Annotated in this window: 13 protein-coding genes; 11 read left to right on the top strand and 2 right to left on the bottom strand. The window is 40.1% G+C overall.

Features of this window, described 5'->3' with window-relative positions; translation table 11 throughout:
- The first annotated feature begins 168 nt into the window (after positions 1-168).
- From BUA60_RS15120 to uxaC, 4 genes are all read left to right on the top strand, one after another.
- Entirely contained in the window at positions 169-3,966 is a 3,798-nt protein-coding gene (locus tag BUA60_RS15120; protein ID WP_072863090.1) for a PAS domain S-box protein, read from the top strand.
- 191 nt (positions 3,967-4,157) lie between these two features.
- Positions 4,158-4,553, top strand: a complete 396-nt coding sequence (locus BUA60_RS15115) for a response regulator (protein WP_072863088.1) — start codon at positions 4,158-4,160, stop codon at positions 4,551-4,553.
- Between the two features lie 228 nt (positions 4,554-4,781).
- On the top strand, positions 4,782-7,022 hold the full coding sequence (locus BUA60_RS15110) for a DUF7133 domain-containing protein (RefSeq protein WP_072863248.1): 2,241 nt from the start codon (positions 4,782-4,784) through the stop codon (positions 7,020-7,022).
- A 72-nt stretch (positions 7,023-7,094) separates the two neighbouring features.
- Positions 7,095-8,501, top strand: coding sequence for a glucuronate isomerase (gene uxaC, locus BUA60_RS15105; protein ID WP_072863086.1), 1,407 nt, complete (start codon positions 7,095-7,097; stop codon positions 8,499-8,501).
- A gap of 104 nt (positions 8,502-8,605) precedes the next feature.
- Here uxaC and BUA60_RS15100 read toward each other — a convergent pair whose 3' ends face one another.
- Both BUA60_RS15100 and BUA60_RS15095 read right to left on the bottom strand, forming a co-directional pair.
- A complete protein-coding gene (locus BUA60_RS15100; protein ID WP_072863084.1) occupies positions 8,606-9,523 on the bottom strand; it encodes a ThuA domain-containing protein in 918 nt (305 codons plus the stop codon).
- A gap of 9 nt (positions 9,524-9,532) precedes the next feature.
- Positions 9,533-10,549 carry a LacI family DNA-binding transcriptional regulator gene (locus BUA60_RS15095; protein ID WP_072863082.1) on the bottom strand — a complete coding sequence of 339 codons (1,017 nt, stop codon included), beginning with the start codon at positions 10,547-10,549 and terminating at the stop codon, positions 9,533-9,535.
- A gap of 276 nt (positions 10,550-10,825) precedes the next feature.
- Here BUA60_RS15095 and BUA60_RS15090 point away from each other — a divergent pair, with 276 nt between their 5' ends.
- The 7 genes from BUA60_RS15090 to uxuA all read left to right on the top strand — a co-directional run bounded on the left by BUA60_RS15090 (position 10,826) and on the right by uxuA (position 22,206).
- The gene (locus BUA60_RS15090; protein WP_072863080.1) at positions 10,826-13,954 is read left to right on the top strand and encodes a SusC/RagA family TonB-linked outer membrane protein; all 3,129 of its coding nucleotides are present in this window, start codon (positions 10,826-10,828) and stop codon (positions 13,952-13,954) included.
- A gap of 16 nt (positions 13,955-13,970) precedes the next feature.
- Entirely contained in the window at positions 13,971-15,821 is a 1,851-nt protein-coding gene (locus BUA60_RS15085; protein WP_072863079.1) for a RagB/SusD family nutrient uptake outer membrane protein, read from the top strand.
- A 53-nt stretch (positions 15,822-15,874) separates the two neighbouring features.
- Positions 15,875-17,101, top strand: a complete 1,227-nt coding sequence (locus BUA60_RS15080) for a DUF6807 domain-containing protein (protein ID WP_072863077.1) — start codon at positions 15,875-15,877, stop codon at positions 17,099-17,101.
- 70 nt (positions 17,102-17,171) lie between these two features.
- Positions 17,172-18,548: a Gfo/Idh/MocA family protein gene (locus BUA60_RS15075; protein WP_072863075.1), complete on the top strand. Its 1,377-nt coding sequence runs from the start codon at positions 17,172-17,174 to the stop codon at positions 18,546-18,548.
- 101 nt (positions 18,549-18,649) lie between these two features.
- Positions 18,650-20,026 (top strand): putative oxidoreductase C-terminal domain-containing protein, encoded by a 1,377-nt coding sequence (locus tag BUA60_RS15070; RefSeq protein ID WP_072863073.1) that lies wholly within the window; start codon positions 18,650-18,652, stop codon positions 20,024-20,026.
- Positions 20,027-20,181: 155 nt separating this feature from the next.
- Positions 20,182-21,000 (top strand): SDR family oxidoreductase, encoded by an 819-nt coding sequence (locus tag BUA60_RS15065; protein ID WP_072863071.1) that lies wholly within the window; start codon positions 20,182-20,184, stop codon positions 20,998-21,000.
- Positions 21,001-21,003: 3 nt separating this feature from the next.
- Positions 21,004-22,206 (top strand): mannonate dehydratase, encoded by a 1,203-nt coding sequence (gene uxuA, locus BUA60_RS15060; RefSeq protein ID WP_072863069.1) that lies wholly within the window; start codon positions 21,004-21,006, stop codon positions 22,204-22,206.
- Positions 22,207-22,264: the final 58 nt, after the last annotated feature.

Below are 22,264 nucleotides of genomic sequence, written 5' to 3'. Positions count from 1 at the left end.
CTACAAGGTACTCCCCCCTCTCCTTTCAAGTAGCAATTTAATGTAGCTAATAAAAGTGTCTTATTGGGCATTTCTTTATTGGTTTTAGTGGGAATTATAAGATAAAAGGTAACTCATCGCCCATGGAATGTTTGGGAAATTGCACGTATTATTTTTAAGGAGTATTTTATGCCAAAAAACAACATCACTGCACTAAAAAAAACATTTAATGATCTTTTAAAAAAGGAAGATGATTTTTTCAATTTTGCAGGAGAAAGTTTAATGGATGGTCTTTGGTGCTGGAATTTAGCACATCCTGAAAAGAGCTTTATCAGCGATAAATTTTCCCAATTGCTCGGTTATTCTTCACACCCGAGGACAGCTGTTCAGGTAGATTTTTTGTCTTTGGTTCATCCAGAGGATATAGAGGGGATCCAAAGTTCTTGTCAAGGCCTTCAGAATAAATCTCTTGATAATCCACTGAACATTGATGTACGGTTGAGTCATGCGGACGGACATTATATTTGGCTAAACCTCAGGGGCAAATTGGTTGCTGACGAATCCCAAGATTGCCTAGGCCTTATTGGTACAGCTCTATGTATAGATAGGTACATGGAAAGTGAAAGGCAATTACAGATCAACAAGGATTATTACGAAAATGTAATCAAAGGTGCCAATATCGGCGTCTGGGAGGGTAATCTTGTAACCGGGAAGGTTGTTTGTAATGAAAGATGGGCAAATATGTTCGGATATACCTTGGTGGAACTGGAACCATTAACCTATGATACTTTTTTAAATCTGGTTCATCCAGAGGATATGGAGAGGATAGATATTTCCTTGGAAAATCATATAAAAGAAAGTGGTATTTACGAGGTAGAATTTAGAATGCTTCATAAAATGGGACATTGGGTTTGGGTTTTAAGTCGTGGAGAGGTTACCAAATACGGTGCAGACGGTCATCCGGAAATAGTATCGGGCATTCATTATGATATAAGTAGTCGTAAAATCAACGAAATTTTATTGGAGAAGTATAAGAATCTTTTTGAGAGGTCCAGTGAAATTGCGAAAATTGGCTATTGGGAAGTAGATGAACAGGAAAACACTGTTTTCTGGAGCAAGGTGAATAAGCAAATACATGGGGTGTCGGAAGATTATACACCAACAGTGGAAGCTGGTTTGGATTTCTATTTGGAAGGTGAAAATCGTGAACGCATAAAGAAGGTTGTTTCAGAATCCCTTCAAAAACCAATGGAGTTTGATGAGCAATTGCAAATAAGAATGCAGAGAGGCAAATTGAAATGGGTAAGGGTTATAGGTGCTTCCGAATACAAGGGGAATAAGTCTTTAAGGTTGTACGGGCTAATTCAGGATATTGATGAAATTAAAAAGGTGCAACTGGAAATTAAGTTTAGGGAGGAGCAATTTAGACAGACCTTTAACCACTCTGCCATGGGAATGGCCTTAATTAATATTGAAAATAGGCTATTAAAGGCAAACAAAAGTTTATGCCTTATTTTAGGTTACACCGAGGAAGAACTGCAAAAGATGGACCTTGCCAACATGGCGCATCCCGAGGACTTAAAATTGAACAGAAAGTATATAGAAGAATTATTCCAAGGCAAGCATAAAAATATAAAACTAGAACATCGGTTTATACATAAGGACGGTTCCGTTATTTGGGCCAACATATCCATGTCCGCTATTCATAACGATCGAGGGCAGGTAATACATTATGTTTCCCAGATGCAGGATATAACGGAGCGCAAGCAAAATGAATTGTTGCTGGCCCATAACGCCCAGGTTATGCAGCGCATCAACGATGCGGTTCGCATTGGGATTTGGGAGCTGGATTTGGTTACAAATAATGTTCATTGGAGTCCTACCATAAAAAAAATGGTAGAGGTGTCAGAAGATTATAAACCTACATTAGAGGAAGTATATCCTTTTTTTCAGGAAGGGGAGGATAGGGAAACCCTTATAGATGCTTTAGGAAGGGCTGTTGAACAAGGAGAGGGATTTGATCTTGAACTAAAGGTGGTTACTACTTCCCAAAGGGTATTTTGGTCCAGAACTATAGGAATTCCAGAAATGGTGGATGGGGTCTGTACCAGATTATATGGTTTTTTTCAGGATATTGATGAAAAGACAAGGACCACAAAGGATTTAGCGGTCAAGGAAGAGGAAATGAGGCAGACCTTTGAACATGCCCAGCATGGTATGGCCTTTATCGATTTGAACGGAAATTTGCAGAAGTCCAACAGTAGTCTTAGCCGTATTATTGGTTATTCTGAGGCGGAATTGCGTAAACTTACCCTGGTAAATATTACTTATCCCGACGATTATGCAAAATCACAGGCCTTACTGTACGAGGTTTTGCAACGGAAAAGGGATTCTTATAAGGTAGAAAAGAGGTTTGTACATAAAAATGGGGAGATTATTTGGGTTAATCACTCCTTGTCTGCCATTAAAAACGATAAGGGGGAATATATGCATCTATTGTCCCAGGTTGAGGACATTACCGATCGTAAGAAAAGTGAATTATTACTAATAGAAAATAAAAATCTCTTGGAGCGTTCCCATGAAATAGGGAAGATAGGTTCATGGGTATATTTACCTCAGGAGAATAAGGTGACCTGGAGTGAGAATCTCATAAATATGTTGGAGGCCGATAACTATAAGCCACATAAGCTGGAATTTTCAATTGCCAATTACGCCCTTGAAAAGGATAAGGATCGAATTACAGAAATTTTGAATTTGGCTGTAGCGGAGGGTAAAAGTTTCGATTTTGAATCTGAAATTTTAAGTAAGTCGAAAGGAATATTTTGGGCGCGTCATATTGGGGTGCCGGAATTTAAAGATGGGAAATGTATCCGGATATCTGGGCTTATGCAGGATATTGACCGTGAAAAGCGATTAAAATTGGAACTTGCTTTTAGCGAAGAAATATTTAGAACAACTTTTGAGCATGCCGCTATTGGTATGGTTGTTATAGATTTAAAGGGAAGACTGCAAAAGGCCAACCCGAAAATCTGTGAGATATTAGGCTATGGAGAAAAGGAGATTCTTGAAAGAACGGTATTCGATTTTGTGCACCCTGAGGATGTGGAATCAGCAAAAGATCTGTTTGAAAGGACTATTGTTACCCTAGATGGGTTTAAAATGGAAAAGCGCTGCAGACATAGGAATGGAAGCTATTTATGGATTTATGAGGCAGTAGCCGCTGTAAAGAACGATAAGGGAGAACTCATGCATTTTGTGGCCCAAATCCAAGATATTTCCGATAAAAAACAAATGACTGAAAATCTAACCGAGCATAACAACCGACTTACCAATTTTGCGCATATCGTTTCCCATAACTTAAGATCGCATACCAGCAATATTTCCATGCTCTTGGATCTGGCAGTTCAAGATGATCCCAAAGTTCTTGAAAATGAATACTGCCGTAATATTAAGGTGGTTTCGGATAATATGAATGAAACTATTCGCCAGCTAAGTGAGATTGTGGAGATAAATTCACAAGTAAGCTCAACCTTAACTTCTCAAAATTTATTAAGAAGGGTCCAAAAGGCAATGAAGACTGTTGATCCCTTGGTAAAGAAAAACAAAGCCACAGTTATTGCGGAGGTTGATTCCAATATTAATGTATTGGCGGTACATGCCTATTTGGAGAGTATTATTCTAAATATGATTACCAATGCTCTAAAATATAAATCTCCCGAACGACTGCCAGAATTGAAAATTACTAGTGGGACAAAAGGGGAATATGCCTTTTTGAGTTTTGAGGATAATGGACTTGGAATCGATTTGGAACGGCATGGTTCCAAGCTTTTCGGGATGTATAAAACATTTCATAGTCACCCAGAAGCACGTGGTATCGGACTTTTTATCAGTAAGAATCAGATAGAGGCCATGGGAGGTAGGATAGAGGTTGAAAGTGAGTTAAAGAAGGGTACTAAATTCACCGCATATTTTCGAATTGCTGGGTAAGGTGTGAGTTCAGTATTGGTGGATAGTGATGCTGAAGAAATATATACGCAGTTTGGTATAATATGTAACAATTTGTTAATAAACATTAGGGTTCCTATTTGGGAAAAATAAATTATATTAGTAACCAACAAATTCTATAGGATAACAAGAAATGTATTTTTTAAATGCATGAATAAACAATATTTTCAGGAATGACGATTAATACCATATGCATAATTGATGATGATCCTATATTTGTTTTTGGCTCCAAGATACTTTTAAGGAATAATAGTTTTGCTTCCGATTATCTGGTCTGTCAAAATGGGAAAGAAGCTCTGGATGTAATTACACCTCTAATAGAATCGGAAGAGAAGTTGCCTGAGGTTATTTTTTTGGATTTGAACATGCCTATAATGGACGGATGGGAGTTTTTGGATGAGTTTGGCAAAATATCACGGGAAAGGGGGATTAGGATATATATATTAAGTTCTTCTGTAGATTCCAGGGATATAGAGCGCGCCAAAAAATACGATATGGTCAATGGTTTTATTGCCAAGCCCTTGACAGATGTAAAAATTAAAGAGTTGGCCCAAGAAATTGAAGGGTAAGGTTTTCTTTAGTTTTCTGCCTAATAGTTTTGCTTCGCTTATAGGGTAGGGCACATTCTGCTTGCCAATAACTTTGACCTAATAACCTTAATATTCTAAAAATATCATAAAGTATTGTTTGGATAGTCTGTTTTTCGTCAAATATCTATTAATCCATTAGTATTTTAAATGCCTCTGTATTAATTTAGTGGCCTTGTCAAAATGTCAGAATACAAACCTCCAATATTAATGAGATTATCATTTTGTTTTTTCCTTTCTCTTTCGCTTATCGTTATTTCTTGTAAACCAACCTTCCAGGAACCTCAAATCTCCCTTGAGGATTATAAGGTGGAAGAAGGTTTTGAGCTGGAAATGGTAGCTTCCGAACCCCTTTTGACAGCTCCTGTAGCTATAGATTTCGATTCCAAAGGCAGGATCTGGGTTGCTGAAATGGCCGGGTTTATGCTTAATTTAGAGGGTGATGGTGAAGATTCGCCCAGTGGAGCCATTAAGATTCTGGAAGATCGTGATAATGATGGAATTATGGACCATGCCAAAACGTTCTTGGACAGTTTGGTAATGCCAAGGGCATTGGCCCTTGTATATGGCGGTTTGCTATATGCGGAGTCCCCTAATCTTTGGTTTGTTGAAATTGAAGATGATAAACCAGTAAATAAGGTGCTAGTAGATTCTCTGTATGCTACCGTAGGTAACCCTGAACATCAACCCAATGGTTTAATGATGAATTTGGACAATTGGATTTACAATGCCAAGTCTAATTTCAGATATCAACGTAGGGAGGGTGTGTGGTATAAGGAGCCTACAACCAGCAGAGGGCAGTGGGGAATTTCCCATGATAATTTTGGTAGACTATATTACAACAACAATTCCACCCAATTATTGGGAGATCATATACTGCCCAACAGGTTGGTCCGCAATAAATATTTTGTTCCTAGAAAGGGTGTTGACGAAACCTTAACGAAGGATAATCGGGTTTACCCCTTGCATGCGGCATCGGTGAACCGTGGGTATGAAGAAGGGGTTTTAGATCAAGACAGTCTATTGGTTAATGTTACAGCGGCATGTGGACCATTGGTATATAGGGGAGGAATGTTCCCAGCTGATTATGATCAAAATGTCTTTGTTTGTGTACCCGAGGCCAATTTGATAAAAAGAAATATCCTATCCTTTTATGGTGATCGTGTTGAGGCTAAACAAGCCTGGCAGGGAAAAGAGTTTTTGGCCTCTACGGATGAAGGATTCCGGCCAGTAAATTTGTCCAACGGACCCGATGGTAATATGTATGTGGTAGATATGCATAGAGGTGTAATTCAACATTATGCATTTTTGAGCCCTTATTTAAAGAAGGTATCGGCAGAGAAAAAATTGGATACCATATTGAATTATGGAAGGATATTAAGGGTACGGACAAAAGATAAGCCTGCTAGGGATATTCCTGACTTGGAGACTTTATCTGCATCCCGATTGTTGGTACTTTTAAAGGATTCCAACGGATGGATACGTGATAGGGCCCAACAATATTTGATACATAAAAAGGACAAAGGTGTGTTGCCCGAACTCAAAAAATTGGCTGTGGACAATAATAGCCCATTGGCGCAACTACACGCTCTCTATGTGTTAAAAGGCCTTAACGCACTCTCATTCGACTTTCTGCAAGAGTTGGCTCAAACTGGTGGTCCCGAAGCTACATCACATGCCATTGTATTAATGGAAGAGTATGCCTCTGAAAAAAATGTTCCCGAAGCAAAAGTTCTTTTTGCCGAGCTATTGAAAAGGAATGAACCCATGTTAGATCTATATCTGTCCACCACATTGGGAATCTGGGCCAATTATGATCAAGAAGTATTTTTTCCTTTTATTTATGATTTGTCCTCTAAGTATAAAGATAATACGATAGTTCAAGAAGCTATACTAAGTGGTTCCGAAGGTGTTCTACCGGCTTTGAAATTACAGTTGGAGCAGATGGACGATCTAAAAAATACCGACCTAGATGTTTTGGCCGCGGCAAGTTTGGAACGACAAGAAAAGAACAGACCTAATTATATTTACTCAACCCAGGTTGCCAGGGCAGACTCAAGGACCAATGGGGCCATACTTTTTAGACAAATATGTGCCTCCTGCCATTCAAGTAGTGGGGAAGGTATCCACGGATTGGCACCACCACTTGTGGGTTCTGAGTATATTTCTACACATTTGGAACAATTGGGGCTTATAATTCTTCACGGCCTTAAAGGTCCCTTGAATATAAAAGGGGAATTGTATGATGAAAATCATCAAATGCCGGGACTTAAGTATAATAAGAATCTTACCGATAAGGATATCTCGGATATAATATCCTATGTGACCAACGCATTTTCTGTGAACCCTAAGGGCTTAAAACCAGAAAAAATAAAGGAGCTTAGGGATGTCAATTCAAAAGACGGTATGGAATATACCGAAAAGGAATTATACGAGCAGATCGGAAAATAATATAGGATAATATATTCCTATTCTAGGATAAAGTAGGTAGATTAAGTATTAAAATTAAATTACGGTAGTAAGATGAAGACTTTTATAAATGATGATTTTCTTTTGCAAAGCGATTTTGCCAAAAACTTATATCACAATTATGCAAAGGAATTGCCTATAATTGATTATCACAACCATTTACCTCCCCTAGAAATTGATGGGAATCGCGTTTTTGAAAATATAAGTCAAGCTTGGTTGGCCGGAGATCATTATAAATGGCGTGCCATGCGCGCTTTTGGGATAGATGAACACTTTATAACCGGGAATGCCACTGACAAAGAAAAATTTCTTAAATGGGCTGAAACAGTACCTTATACGGTAAGGAATCCTTTGTACCATTGGACACATTTGGAGCTGCAGCGTTATTTTGGGATTCAAGAGTTGTTGGGACCAGATAATGCTGAGGAAATATATGAGCGTACTTCGGCCATACTGCAGCAAACATCCCACAATACCGTAGGATTGTTGCAACAACAGAATGTGGAGTCTCTATGTACTACGGACGAATCTATAGATAACCTTCAATTTCACAAAAGCATTGGGCAAAAGGGGATTTCACCAAAAGTTTTTCCAACCTTCCGCCCAGATAAGACTTTTGCTATAGAACAGGGAAGTGCCTATGTTGCCTACATGGAAAAATTGGGTAAGTCCGCAAATATTAATATTAGCTCCTACAAGGATTTGTTGGCGGCTCTTGAAAACCGAATCGACTATTTTCATGAACAGGGGGGTAGGCTGTCCGATCATGGGTTGGAACAACTATATTATTTCCAGGAAGGAACCTTTAATGTGGAAAGTGTATTTAATAAGGTTATGGACGGGAAAGCCATCTCCGAGCAGGAGGTCCAATACTTTAAGTCGCAGGTGTTGTTGTTCTTGGGAAGGAGTTATCACAAAAAAGGTTGGGTGCAACAATTCCATATTGGGGCCATTAGGGACAATAACAAAAGGCTTTTGTCCAAATTGGGTCCTGATACAGGATTCGATTCCATAGGCGATTTTTCACAGGCACGCGCATTGAGCGGTTTCCTAAATGAATTGGATAGAACGGATCAATTGGCAAAAACCATAATCTATAACCTTAACCCAGCCGATAATGAAGTTATAGCTACCATGGTAGGTAATTTTAATGATGGAAGCGTTAAAGGAAAGGTGCAGTTTGGGTCCGGTTGGTGGTTTTTAGATCAAAAAGACGGAATGGAAAAACAAATGAACGCCTTGTCCAATATGGGACTTTTAAGTTGTTTTGTTGGAATGTTGACCGATTCCAGGAGCTTTTTATCCTTTCCTAGACATGAATATTTCAGGAGGATCCTGTGCAACTTAATTGGGAATGATGTTGTAAATGGTGAGTTGCCGGCCGATGAAAAATTATTGGGAAAAATTGTGTCCGATATTTCCTATTACAACGCCAAAAACTTCTTCGATTTTAATAAATAGGTGCTTAAGATCGGTCCGGTGATTGTATCTTGAAAGATATAAAAAATGCGCAACTGCTAAAGTTGCGCATTTTTTGGATGCTATATTCTTAATAAGTTATTGGGTCAATGTTTTCCTATAGGGCTATCATCGCATTTTAAATCGCCCACCACGTATTGCATGCCATCCAAAAAGAACTGAAGCAATTCCGGATTGTCCATACTTTGGGCATTATGGGATGGAGAGGTGTAAAATACCCGGCCCTTGCCATGTCTCTTAATCCAGGAAACATATATGGTATTGTCACTGACTTCTTTCTTGACGCCTTCTAGCTTGTCGGCTTTAATGTATAGTAGCGGTCTAAAATTATAATCGGAATAGGCATTGTTAAAGAAATAGGGCTCGTCCACGTGGGTAAATCCATTGCCCTTAAATGCCTGCACCAAAGGGTGGTTCGGATTTACCTCCTTTAAATGCATTTCCTGTTGTTTGGGGTGGTAATCAAAGCTACCTCCAACCATTTTGCTAAACTCCTTGGAGTTGTTCTGGACCGTAATCGCCCCGTGAAGAATCATAAGTCCCCCGCCTTTTGAAACATAGTCCATCAAAGTCTTTTCATATTGAGCCGATAGTTCTGCAATCCTTTGATCATTAAGAGTGGAGTTTTTCTTTAGAAGGTCCCAAAATAGATCGCGTTTTGGTCCTGCGGGATTAGAGTTGTTTAAGATTATGGCATCGTATTGTTTCAAGTTCTTTTTATCAAAACTGTCAATGTCCCTTGCAATGGTAACCTCAAAGGCCCCAGATTTTGTGGCCAGTATCTTTAGCATTTCATCATTATGGGGAATGGTCCAATGGTAAAATCCCGTATGCTGGGAAAAAACCAATATTTTCTTAATCTCGGCCTTCACCCTCGGTGCCGATGGGGCTAAAGATTCTATTTTGGTAAGCCATTGTTCCGTAATTGGAAATTCTTTAAGACCTTGTGCAGAAATTGTTCCAACAAAAAGAAGGGTAATTAGGGTGTAAGCTACTTTGTTCATTGTAATTGTTTATTTAAGTGTTGATTCTCTGATTATAAGTCTGTGCCTTAAGGTGATGGCATTCGTAGGTTGCAAGTTGATATCTCCGTTTAAATGACTTATAACGCTTTGTCCTGCTAAAACTCCCAATTCATACCCTGGGTAATTAATGGTAGTTAAAGTTGGGGTAACCAGTTCAGAAATAGGGTCGTTATTAAAGCCGATTACTTTTATGTCTTGTGGTATTTTAATGTTCACTTTTTTCAATTCTTTTATACAATGTGCCGCAAAGGTGTCGTTGGCCACGAACAGGCCATCAAAAGGTATGCTGGTATCTTTGATGTGGGCTATGGCATGTTTAACGCTGCCAGGACTTAAGTCCGATTCTAGTATATTGGAATTGTCAAATATTAAATCATGCTTGGCTATCGCTTCCTGAAATCCTTTTAATCGCTCTGAATAAACATTTCGTCTTAAGTCTCCACTAATATACAGAAGGTTTTTGCAACCTTGATTAATTAAATGCTCGGTAGCTTCATATCCTGCCAATTTGTTATCAATTATTATGGTAGAACAATTGGGCAAATTGTGCACCCTATCAATAAATATAAGTGGTATTTTGTTTCTAATATAATTTGCAAAATGATCAAAGTCGGTGGTGTCGTAGGCCAAGGATACCAAAAGGGCATCAACCCCGCTATCGTAGAGCGTTTTTGCATTTAACTTTTCTTTTTCCATAGACTCCAAAGACTGACTTATAATCAAATTATAACCGGCTTCATTGGCTATTTTTTCTATCCCGGCCAATACGGTGGACATAAAGATGGAATTGAGTTTGGGGACAATAACTCCAATGGTATTGGACTTCTGTGTGCTGAGGTTTACTGCAAATTTATTGGTTTTATAACCCAGTTCATTGGCCTTTGAGATTACGCGGTCCTTGGTTTTTTGGCTTATGGAAGGATGGTCGTTTAGACTCCTGCTTACGGTTCCGGCCGAAACACCCAGCGTTTTTGCCAAATCGTAAATGGTTATTCTCTTGTCCATATTATAAATTGTTGCACAAACTATGCAACAATAATACAAATAAAATTTTATTATCAATGTGAAATTTGATTTATGCGGTAATTAATGTGAAATCAGATGAATTTTACTATATAAATTCAACAAAAAGAATTTTTTTAGTTAAAAATTGCCAACATAATAACGCAATCGGTTGCGTAATAAATTGCAATTATTTAGATTTGTCGGGATTGTGAATATGACTGAGGGTTTTCGGTCATGATTTAAAATCAATAACTAACCAACTTTAAACATTTATGTATGAGAAATTTATTTAAAAAAGTTAGGTGCAGGGTTCTATTGCTTATTACTCTATTTTGCACTTTGTGTTCTGTTCCTGCGATTGGGCAGGATGGATTTGCGGTTTCCGGAACCGTAGTAGACGAATTTGGTGTTCCCCTTCCTGGAGCATCGATAGTTGAGCAGGGTACTACCAATGGGGTGGTTTCCGATTTTGATGGGAATTTTAGTTTTGAAGTTGCCAATTCCAATGCTACATTGACTATTAGTTATATTGGCTTTGAAGAGCAAAGAGTACCATTGAATGGTAATTCTGTTATAAATGTAACCATGCAGTCCACGGCCTCCACTTTGGACGAGGTTGTTTTGGTGGGTTACGGTGCGGTGAAAAAGAAAGATCTTACCGGTGCAATTTCCCAAGTGGATGCTGCGGCACTTTCAGATCAATCTACTAATTCAGTAACAGATGTATTGCGGGGTAATGTAGCAGGTTTAAGTATTGGACTTTCAGCCTCGCCAAAGGGGACAAGTCAAATTCGGATACGAGGCAACAATAGTCTTAGTGCCGGATCTAGTCCTTTAATAGTGGTAGACGGTATGATCTATAATGGCGATCTGTCCGATATCGCTCCCTCGGATATCGATAAACTGGATGTTATGAAAGATGCCAGTTCTGCCGCCGTTTATGGTGCCAGAGGGGCAAGTGGGGTAATTTTGGTGACAACTAAAAGAGGTACTAGCGATAAGCCAACCATTAATATAAACACTAGTGTGGGTATAGCCACGGATGCTTATAAGGAGCGACCATATGATGCTCAAGGATATGTGGACTGGAGAACGGAGGTTTTCAAAAGTATCAACCCACAGAACACTATCGACAATCCAGGAAGATATGACAACCCCAACAATCTCCCTTCTGGGGTGACCTTGGATCAGTGGCTGGCCTATGACGGATCAGCAGGCGACCCTACAAGAGCTTGGTTGAACAGGATAGGGTTTCAGGATGTGGAAATTGAAAATTATTTGGCGGGGAATAGTATCAATTGGTATGACAGGATAATGCAAACCGGATTTCGTAACGATATAAACACAAGTATCTCCGGGCGAAATGGAGGACTAAATTACTATTGGTCCATTGGTCGAACCTCCAATGAGGGTATTGTTAATGGGGAAAAGTTTGAGGCCTTGCGATCACGATTAAATTTGGATGCTAAAATTACGGATTGGTTAACCGTTGGAATGAATACTCAATTTGCTAAGCGTAATGAAGGTTTTATTGCGGCTGATAGAGGTCAGATTGAAAGATCTTCGCCTTGGGGTTCCGAATTTGATGATGAGGGAAATATTCGCTTAAGTCCTCAGGACGATAATGGTGCTGGGGCCGTTAATGCTTTTTTAGCACAAAAATTTAACGACCGTATAGATCTGGATCATACCTTTAACTCTAGGGTATACGCCAAATTAAAATTACCATTGGGTTTTTCCTATGAAGTGGGGTATACCAATCGTTTGGAATTCCAAGAATATTACAACCATGCGTCGGCGGCCAGTCCGCAAAATGTGGTAGGTTCGGCAGAGAGACAAGCGACCAAGATCAATGAATGGCAGTTAGACAATATTTTACGTTGGGACAAGACGATTGATAAGCATTCCTTTAATTTGATGTTTCTGGTGTATGGGGAAAAATACCAAAGCTATTTTACCCGAGCTAGGGCCAATACCTTTGAGCCTAGTGATGCCCTAGGTTATAGTGCCTTGGAATTGGGGACCGTGCAAACTGTGGATAGTGAGGATGAGACCAGTACTGGTGATGCCGTGATGACTCGGCTTAATTATAATTATGATTCCAGATATCTACTAACATTGACCATGCGTAGGGATGGTTACTCGGCTTTTGGGGCCAATAATAAAAGGGCATATTTTCCTTCCATAGCAGGGGCTTGGACCATATCCAATGAATCCTTTTTTCAATCGGATTTCGTAAATTTTCTCAAACTAAGATTGTCCTACGGGGAAAATGGAAATAGGGATATAGGACGTTTTACCGCCTTGTCCAGACTAGGAGCCAATAAATATTTAAATGTGGATGCCGGAGGCAACGTCATTACCGTACCAACTTTTGATAACGGAACCCAAGAAAATACAGAGTTGAGGTGGGAACGTACCAAGGCTACCAATTTAGGGTTAGACTTTAGTATAGCCAACGGAGTGGTAGAAGGTTCTATAGAGGCTTACCAAAATATTACCAACGATCTTATAGTTACTAGGGAGTTGCCTAATATTATTGGTTTCAACAATGTAACTACCAATTTGGGAGAAATAGAAAATAAAGGTCTCGAATTTACCTTGGCCACCCAAAATTATAATAGGGAGAATTTCCAATGGAATACCAGTTTTAATTTCTCTTTGAACAGAAATAAAATCAGAAAATTATATGGAGATCTTGATGAAAATGGAAGGGAATTGGATGATATTACAAATCAGCGTTTTATAGGTCAGGCCACCGACGTTATTTGGGGTCAGGAAGCCATTGGTATATGGCAGACAAATGAAGCTGCCCAAGCTGCCGAATATGGTGTATTTCCTGGTGATTGGAAAATTAGGGATGTAGATAACAGTGGGGATTTTACAGTAGATGATAATGTTTTCCAAGGACATAGGTCTCCACGATTCAGTTGGGCTATGTCTAATAGGTTTACCATGCTAAAGAATTTTGATTTTTCCTTTGAGGTTTATTCCAATTGGGGTCAGAAAAGAGTATTTAACGAAGCAAAAAACAGAAACGGTTTTATAGACAGGACCAATTCCATTCAAACACCTTATTGGACACCTGATAATCCTATAAATGATTATGCCAGACTGTTTTCCAGTGATGGTAGTTCCAATTTTGCTATTTGGAGGGATGCTTCATTTATTCGATTAAGTAATATTACCATTGCCTATAGATTTCCAAAACCCTTTCTTGAAAAGTTGTCCTTGCAGAGTCTTAGGTTGTATGCCAACGCTAGAAATGTTGCGGTTTATGCCCCTCATTGGGATTTTTACGATCCGGAGCCTACCAACATAGATGGAAGAAATTCCAATGGAAGTACTGATCCAAGTTTGCCTACACCAAGGTTTTTCACCTTTGGAATTGATTTAAGTCTTTAATAAAAAAATAATAACGATGAGAAATATAATATACAACTATAGAAGAGCCTTTTTAAGCTTTACCTTGATTGTGGCCGTTGCCTTCACAGGTTGTGAGGAAGAATTCTTGGATGCAGACCCGCAATCGTTCTTTACTCCGAGTAATGCCTTGGATACGCCAGAAGGACTTAATAGTCTTTTGTCACAAGCTATGAGGAATCTAAGGGCTGAATTTTATGGCGACGGTGCGCCCATGATTACGGAGAACATATTTTCTGAAGTTTCTGTGGAAGGGACAACTGACAAATCAGGTCCTGCCCAGGATTTGAATCTATTGATCTTGCCCGATGCCAATCTAAATAGTGCCAACTTTAACCGTATAGGATGGTTTTGGGAAGAATTTTATAAGGGCATAAAATACGCCAATACAGTAATTGGAAGATTGGACGATGCCACATTTGAGAGTGATGGGCAGAAAAATGATATTTTGGGACGAGCCCTTTTTCATAGGGCCTACAGGTATTATAGGTTGACCCAGCAGTTTGGGGATGTTCCCTTAATTTTGGAAGAAATTACCTCGGCACGCCTTGATTTTGTAACTACAGCAAGAGAGACCATTCTTAGAAAAATGCAGGAAGACCTTAATAGGGCAGTGCCCATGGTGAATGCCGTGGCAAATAATGGGGATATAAATAAAGATGCAGTGTTGCATTTATTGACGAAAGTTAATCTTGCCTTGGGCGATTTTGATGAGGCAATAGCTTCTTCAACACAAATAATAGAGGGTGGTACACATACCTTAACAACGGACAGGTTTGGAATTGATGCCGGTAACGCAGCAAAGGATGTTACTTGGGATCTGCACCGTGTGGAAAACAAAAGTATTCCGGGAAATACCGAGGGGATTCTGGTTGTTATAGACAGGTTGGGTTATGAGGACAATGGTGATTATCCCGGAGGGACTAGTATCCAAAGGCAGGCGGTTCCACTATGGTGGCGTTTTATTAATACCCCAGATGGACAAAATGGTATGTCTGACGCTCCTGGGATAGATATTGATCAAGTTACGGCAATTGGCAGAGGTATTGGTAGAAATAGGGGTACACATTATAGTACCAAAGAGATTTGGAAAGATGCAAATAATGACCAACGCCATAAGTTGGGCAATTGGTACGATATGGAAGACTTAGTTTACAATGCTCCTAGTCTACAGAGTTCCGGAAACTCTTATTATGGAAAGAATTTGGAGCTTTATTTGCCCAATGGAACTCCACTTTGTTCAGATACCATAAGAAATTGGTATGGCTTTCCACATTATAAATTTTTTGTTCCAGATCCTTTAAATGTAAAACCAGCAGGAGGTCACGGCGATTGGTATGTATATAGGGTTGCGGAAACATATTTGTTAAGGGCCGAGGCTTACTTCTGGAAAGGAAATTTAGGGGCTGCGGCAGATGATATCAATGTCGTGAGAAGAAGGGCGGAGGCAGATGAAATTACTGCTACCGATGTAGATATTGATTATATCCTGGATGAGCGTGCACGTGAATTGTATTATGAGGAAGGAAGGAAAACTGAGCTGACACGAATTGCTTATATTTTTGCTAAGACGGGTAAAGCAGCATACAATGGTAAGACCTATAGTTTGGATAATTTCTCTACCGATAATTTTTGGTATGACCGAATAATGGAGGTTACCGACTTTTATAATCAGGGGGTGAAAACTATTCACGGTGATGAATATACCATGAGTCCTTATCATGTGTTGTGGCCAATTCCTGCTTCAGCAATTAACGCCAATACACAAGGGGTAATAAATCAAAACGAAGGATACCCAGGGGCGGAAAATAATATCCCACCACTGACAACCATTCCTGAAGAATTATAGTTGAATTGAGTTAATTAGTTTTTTGTAAATTCCATCCTTTAAACCTATTTTAAATGAAGTATGTATTTTTTGGTTATGTTTTATTACTGTTGCAGTCATGTAACCATAGTGAATCATATAGGTTTAATATAGCGGAAATGGATGGTATTTCACAAGCCTCACCTGTCTCAGTACCGTTGGAAAGTTTAGGTAGTGTTGATTGGGCTACTTTGGGTAATATGTCTTTGACCTATGAAGGCCGTAAAGTTCCCTTCCAATTGGATGAAAATGGGAAATCCCTTTGGTTTTTACATACGCCTCAAAATACCGCTGAATATAAACTTGAAAAAGCCGATGGGGACACAGCGGATACCACTTTAATAAAAGTCAACAAAAACAATGGAAACCTTCAATTGTCGAAAGGGTCCAATCAATTGCTATCTTATAGGTATGGAATGACCTATCCCCCAGAGGGGGTGGATTCCATCTTTCAGAAATCCGGGTATATCCATCCTTTGTTATCGCCTTCAGGTGATACTCTTAGCCGTATTCAACCGCCAGACCATTATCATCATTACGGTATCTGGGGTCCATGGACACATACCCAGATTGAAGGGGAGCGGGTAGATTTTTGGAATTTGGTGGAGCGGCAGGGTACGGTGCTTTTTAAGGACTTTAACGATACTTTTTCTGGCCCGGTCTACGGAGGCTTCAGTGCTCATCAGGAACATATAAATTTAAAGGCCGAGGAGGATAACCGAATTGCCCTGAACGAAAACCTGGAGGTGAAGGTTTGGGACTTGGGTCGACCGGACAGATATATGGTAGATTATACTTCCCAATTTAATTCTCCTCTAGAAAATGGTATTCTCTTTGAGGCATATCGATATGGTGGAGGTTTGGGAATGAGGTTTACCGAGCGCTGGCATAAGGATAACTGTACCGTGCTTACTTCCGAGGGTAATGACCGGCTTAGTGCGGATGGGACCAATGCGCGTTGGTGTATGGTGACCGGGGAATCTGCGAATGGACAAGGGACCAATGGTGTTCTTTTTCTGAGTTACCCGGAAAATAAATCCCACCCGGAACCTATGAGGATTTGGCCCATAGATGGCAATGGGGGTAGGGGGGATATGTTTTTTGAGTTTTGCCCCATACGCCATGAAGAATGGAATATTGAACCAAATAAAGATTATCGTTTAAAATATAGGATGGTGGTTTTTGAGGGTAAACTCACGGCCGATGAGGCTGAATCTTATTGGAAAAGTTTTGCCGGGATGCCAAAGATTGTAAAAGAGTAAATTTGAGGACAGGGTTGATGGCCCGGTTTTCAATCAAATAATTTTGTGAATTAAATAAAATCGAAAAAAGATGCAAAGAAGAAAGTTCATTAACAACTCCTTGTTGACCACTGCAGCCGTAGTTGGGTTTCCAACCATTGTTCCTGCAAGTGTATTTGGTAAAAATGCACCGAGCAACAAAATCAATATCGGGCAAATAGGTTGTGGACGCATAGCTCGTGATCACGATATTCACGATACCATTAGATTTGATCAATCCCGCTATGTAGCGGTCTGTGACCTGGATTCCAAAAGGGCTGCCGACGCAAAGGTTTTGGTAGACAAATTCTACAAAGAGAAAACAGGGAAGGAGAAATATATGGATACTAAAATTTATGATGATTATCGCGAAATGTTACTTAACAAGGACATAGACGCGGTGGTGATCAGTACTCCGGACCACTGGCATTCCCAGCCTGCCATGGAGGCTGCTTTGGCAGGAAAGGATATTTACCTTCAAAAACCAACTTCCCTTACAGTAAAGGAAGGCCAACAATTGCGGGATGCCGTTCAAAAAACGGGAGTTATACTTCAGGTAGGAACCCAGCAGAGAGCAATGCCGCAATTTAGGGTAGCAGCCGAGTTGGTGAGAAATGGTCGCATAGGTAAAATACATACCGTTAAGATAGGACTTCCCGGAGATCCGTCCGGACCGGATGCTCCTGCAATGCCAGTGCCAAAAAATTTGAATTTTGATATGTGGTTGGGATCAACACCAGAGGTTCCCTATACTGAAATTGGCGTTCACCCGCAGAACGACTACAGTAGGCCGGGTTGGCTTCGCCTTAGAAGTTACGGTGCTGGAATGATAACAGGTTGGGGTCAGCACCATTACGATTCCGCGGCATGGGGAATGGATACCGAACTAACAGGGCCGAAATCTGTCGAGGCCTTGGCAGAGTTTCCAAAATCGGGGCTGTGGAACGTACATGGCGATTTCTTTGTAAAACACGAATATAACAATGGAATTACGGTATACACCAGTGGAGGTTATACCAACGGAATTCGTTACGAAGGTACGGACGGATGGATCTTTGTGTCCCGCGGGGCCTATCAAGCGTCCGCCTCCGATCCTGTGGATCAAGAAAAAAGCAGTAAAGCCCTTAATGCCTCCGATCCCAAAATATTGGAATCGGTAATTGGCGAGAATGAAATCCATTTGGAGAAGATCGATGATCAGCACGGGAACTGGTTGGACTGCATTAAGACAAGAAAGGCACCTATTTCACCCATTGAAAAAGGGCATAAAGCCTGTGTAACCTGTTTGATTAGCGATATTGCCATGCAATTCGATAGAAAATTGGAGTGGGACAACGAGAAAGAAATGTTTATTAATGACGATGAAGCCAATGCCATGTTGCACAGGGACCAGAGAAAACCTTATGGGACCGACTTTGTGAAAGTTTAGGAAACATGTTATATATTTAATGATGTGTAGATAATCCCTCCTTTGGTCAAAAATAGGTTGAACAATGGAGGGCTTATTGTTACCCATAAAAAATCCAATACATGAAGTATAATATATTAGCCCTATTGGTAATCTTGTGTTTAGGTTGCGGGGAAAGTAAAAAAGAGGTAAAATCCGCTATGGACGATAAACCGGACCAAGTTAGATTAATGACCCTGGATCCAGGGCATTTTCATGCTGCCCTAGTTCAAAAAACGATGTACAAGGGAGTAGACTCCACCATTTATGTTTTTGCGCCGGAAGGGCCAGAGGTAAACGATTTTTTAAACAAAATTGAATCTTACAATACAAGGTCGGAAAACCCCACGCATTGGAAGGTGGACAGTTATTTTGGGGCTGATTATCTAGAGAAAATGATTGCCAAAAAACCAGGGAATGTTATGGTGGTGGCAGGTAAGAACTCTAAAAAGATAGACTATATCTTGGCAGCGGTAAAAGCTGGTTTAAATGTTTATGCTGATAAGCCATTGGTGATTAATCCGGAGGGATTCCAGAAATTGGAGGAGGCCTTCAAAATAGCAGAGGAAAAGGGGGTCATGATCTACGATATTATGACAGAACGTTTCGAGGTTACCACAGGAATGCAAAGGCAGTTTTCCATGTTGCCAGAAGTATTTGGTCAGGTATTGGAGGGAAGTGTGGAAGAGCCGGCCATTATTAAGGAAAGTGTGCATCATTTCTTCAAGTACGTTTCAGGACAGCCATTGGTGAGACCGGCATGGTTCTTTGATGTAAATGAAGAGGGCGAAGGAATTGTGGATGTAACCACGCATTTGGTGGATTTAGTACAATGGGAGCTTTTTCCGGACGAGATTATTAACCGCACGGACATAGAAATGGTCCAGGCAAAGCGTTGGCCAACTGTCCTTACTTTGGAGGAGTTTAAAAGGGTTACCGGTTTGGAGACTTACCCGGATTACCTTCAAAAGGATTTGGATGGCGATAAACTTAAGGTGTACTGTAATGGTGAAATGTTGTATAAAATTAAGGGCAAGCATGCCAAAGTTTCTGTGATATGGAATTATGAAGCACCCGAAGGAACAGGGGATACCCATTATAGTATTATGAGGGGGACTAAGAGCGACCTTATCATAAAACAGGGGGCAGAAGAAAATTACACGCCTACCTTATATGTTAAATTCAAGGTTGGGGAAAATTTTGATAGTATTATAAGCGAGGCAATAGGCCAGCATATAAACTCGAGATTTGCCGGCACCAAAGCGGAAAAAGTGTCGGAGGATATGTGGAAAATCAATATTCCCGATGAATTTAAAATTGGTCATGAGGCACATTTTGCCCAAGTAACCCAAAATTATTTACGGTATTTGGAAGAGGGAAAATTGCCCAATTGGGAGGTGCCCAATATGATAACCAAGTATTACACGACCATTGAAGGTTATAAAATGGCTAAAAAATAAGGCCCTGAAATTTTCATTGAGACGTAAAGGTATTTGTTGAACTTGGAAAATCTTTGCGCAATTGGCCAAGTGTAAATATTGGATATTATGTTTATTATTGTGGCCTTGTGTTATATTTGGGTTTTGTTAAAATAGAATTATAAAAAATAGAATTGATGAGTGATCTTTTTTCGATAGAAAATAAAATTTATGCCTTATCCGGTGCAACTGGTACTTTGGGAGGGTCAATTGCCAAATATCTTGTAGAAAACGGAGCAAAGGTATTGCTCTTGGGCAGGTCTTTGGACAAACTTGAGGAAAAATGCAAGGAATTGAATGCAATTGCTTCGGACAGTGCACATTTGTTCGTTTTGGACGTGATGGACGAAAAGCAATTAACGGAATTGAAGAATTCTATAATCACCAAGTTTAAGAAGTTGGACGGACTGGTGAATTTGGCCGGCGGAAACATTCCTGGGGCTACCTTAAAACCAGATCAGACGATTTATGATATTGAACTGGGAGATACCCAAAAGGTGGTGGATATAAATTTGTTCGGTACCGTAATTCCAACTATTGTGCTAAGTGAAATTATGGCCAAACAAGGTTATGGATCTATAGTTAATATATCTTCCATGGCGGCCAAACAGACCATTTCACGAGTGTTGGGCTATTCCATGGCCAAGGCGGGAGTGGATATTTTTACCAAATGGATGGCCAATGAACTCGCGTCTAAGTTTAGTGACAAGATAAGGGTGAATGCCATTGCTCCCGGATTTTTCATCGGAAATCAGAATAGAAGATTGTTGACCAATGAAGACGGATCCTTTACGGACAGGGGAGAAAAAATTATTACCAATACACCAATGGGTCGTTTTGGGGATGCTTCCGAACTTAATGGAATGGTACATTATCTGCTCAGTGACGCCTCTTCTTTTGTGACAGGTACCATTTATGATATAGACGGCGGATTTAGTTCATTTTCCGGAGTATAGTCCATGCAATATTTAAAAAGGACACTTAGGTGGTTCGGACCCAGTTTTGGTGTGTCACTAAAGGATATCAAGGAACTGGGAGTGGATGGCGTGGTCACGGCATGCCATACAGTACCCATTGGGGAAGTTTGGTCTTCTGAAGTTATAAGGGGTGTGCAAAAGGAAATAGAGTCCCATGGCTTGGAATGGTCCGTAGTGGAAAGTGTTAATATACACAAAGCAATTAAATACGGTCTTCCGGAAAGGGATATCTATATCCGGAATTATATTGAAACCCTCCGCAATTTGGCAGAAAACAACATTAAGGTGGTCTGCTATAATTTTATGCAACTGATAGACTGGACCCGTACCCATTTAAATTATGTGCTTCCAACGGGGGCGATAAGCTTATTGTACGATCCTGTGGCTATTGCTGCATTTGATTTGTATATCCTAAAAAGGGATAGGGCCGCTGAGGTCTATGCCGAGGAAATGGTCAATAGGGCCGAAAAGTATTATAAGGCATTGGATCAGCAGGGGCGCGAGCTGCTGAAAAATGCTATTTTGGCGGGAATGCCCGGTTCAAAAGAGGCCATTCCCCTTTCCTATTTTAGGTCCACCCTTGAGGAAGTTGCCAAAATTGAAAAATCGGTCCTTAGGGAAAATTTGGCATATTTTTTAAAATCAGTTATTCCGGAGGCCGAAAAGTTGGGTGTAAAAATGGCCCTGCATCCAGATGACCCACCATTTCCGGTTTTTGGAATTCCCCGTATTGCCTCAACCTATGAGGATTTAAAATATATTTTGGATTGTTTTCCTTCCACATGTAACGGATTGACCTTTTGTTCCGGTTCGTTGGGAGCTGTAGCTTCCAATGACCTTTTAGAGATTATTCGGGATTTTGGACCTAAAATTCATTTTTTACATCTAAGAAATGTGACCAGGGAAGAAGACGGTAGTTTTTATGAGGCTGCCCATTTGGATGGGTCCATACCTATGCCCAAGATAATGCTGGAAATTGTAAGGGAGCAACTAAGGAGACATGAAAGTGGATTTGGTGAGGTGGCCATTCCTATCAGACCAGATCACGGACATGTTCTTCTGGATGATAAAATAAGAAAGGATGAGTTCTACTCTGGATATTCACTCATTGGGAGAGGTATCGGGATGGCAGAGCTTTATGGATTGGAAAAGGGGATTAGGGAAATGCTTATAGAAGCTACATAATGAAAATTTAAAATGAAGTGGCGATAATTAAGGAAGACGCAATTATTTGGCTAGAATT

This window comes from Arenibacter palladensis (genome assembly GCF_900129275.1).
Classification (GTDB): domain Bacteria; phylum Bacteroidota; class Bacteroidia; order Flavobacteriales; family Flavobacteriaceae; genus Arenibacter; species Arenibacter palladensis.
Note: the sequence above shows the minus strand (reverse complement) of the source record. Positions and strands in the feature narration are given on the sequence as shown.